The organism is Pseudomonas sp. HMSC063H08 (assembly GCF_001813645.1).
Lineage (GTDB): Bacteria > Pseudomonadota > Gammaproteobacteria > Pseudomonadales > Pseudomonadaceae > Pseudomonas > Pseudomonas aeruginosa.
In genome coordinates this window covers 709-1,935 of sequence record NZ_KV813616.1, presented here as the reverse complement: position 1 = coordinate 1,935, position 1,227 = coordinate 709, and the positions used below count along the sequence as shown (strand labels likewise).

2 protein-coding genes are annotated in these 1,227 nt (G+C 53.5%); one reads left to right on the top strand and one right to left on the bottom strand.

The window, feature by feature from the left end:
• The first annotated feature begins 53 nt into the window (after positions 1-53).
• Entirely contained in the window at positions 54-398 is a 345-nt protein-coding gene (locus HMPREF2924_RS35145; protein ID WP_071537188.1) for a hypothetical protein, read from the top strand.
• Positions 399-423: 25 nt separating this feature from the next.
• Here HMPREF2924_RS35145 and HMPREF2924_RS36705 read toward each other — a convergent pair.
• On the bottom strand, positions 424-1,227 hold an 804-nt coding region (locus HMPREF2924_RS36705; RefSeq protein WP_256567990.1), incomplete at its 5' end, for a conjugal transfer protein TraG N-terminal domain-containing protein.

Genomic DNA, 1,227 nt, shown 5'->3' with positions numbered 1-1,227 from the left:
TCGGCGTATAGGTGATAGCAGGATGCCTCCCTTTGGGAGCCAGGAGATTGATGATGAACGCGCACACCAACAAAGGTTTTGCCTCCCGGATCGGTTTTGGTCTGGGTATGCTTGTGCGTTTCTGCCTGCATGATCGCCGTCCAGCTCTACGTTGGGTTAAGCGAGTTAGCCTATTCTTGTTAGCGGCTCTTGTAGTGTCACAGAATTTTATGTGGCTTGCTGGGGTATCAATGACTCTACTGTGTGTCTTTCTGGTGGGATTTGCCTTGGTTAAAGGGGACATCTCCGTCTCTAAAGGGTCTCCAAGTCGAGATGTCTCAACTATGACTTCACAAGCTGAAACTGAATCTGTAGCAGAGCTGTTTGACTATCAGGCAGCACACCATTACCGGGACTAGAACCCGGTAATGGCTTTATACTTTCTCAAACTGCGTTTTTAACTCTATTTCCTGCTTCCTTGCCGGCGGCTTGAACTCCTTCAGTCCCTCTGCTCAATCCGTTCAGAACAGACCCTGCTTGAATTCCGGACCAGCCGATCGCTGTCATCCACAGTAGTGGTAAAACAATGAACATAGAACCCATAACGAAGTTCAAGATCGCATCTTGAGTAGCCGTATTCAGCCCCATGACTGGGTCAAATGAAAGATGCGGTGATCCCGAACCATAGAAGGCATCAAGTATCGTGCTATCGATATATCTGGCTAACTGAAACCAGAAATCGACGAACATCATCGCAAAGAAGACGACCGTCATCGTCATGGCAACTTTCAGTTGATAGGTGCCGATGACCAGGACCATCGGAATGCAGATGACCATGGCCATCTTGAGGAACGACATCACCATCGGCAGCGCTTGGCGGACCATATCCATCGCCGGGAAATAGGCCAGGCTGCCCAGGGCAACGCCGAAGGTTCCTGCGGTTCTCGCGATGCCGTTCCAGACGGTGCCGCCAACCTGCCCGCCGTAATCGGTATAGACGTTGCCCTTGACCTGGCTGGAGGGGGAGATCACCTGGCGAATGACTGCCTCGGTTACCTCGTCCTGGTTCAGCCATTTCGCCCACTTGAGGAAGCTGGTCATCAGGTCCGGATCCACCTGGCCCTTGATCCGATCACGCAAGCCGATCCCTGAGTCAGCCCACCACTGCTTGCAGGTTGGGTAGCCACCACCACCGCCCACCTGGGGCAGCCCGGCGTCGCGGGTGGCGTTGTAGGGCCACGACTGACG

Coding starts and splice junctions, on each gene's coding strand:
- HMPREF2924_RS35145 (WP_071537188.1), top strand. CDS start 54: ATGAACGCGCACACCAACAAAGGTTTTGCCTCCCGGATCGGTTTTGGT.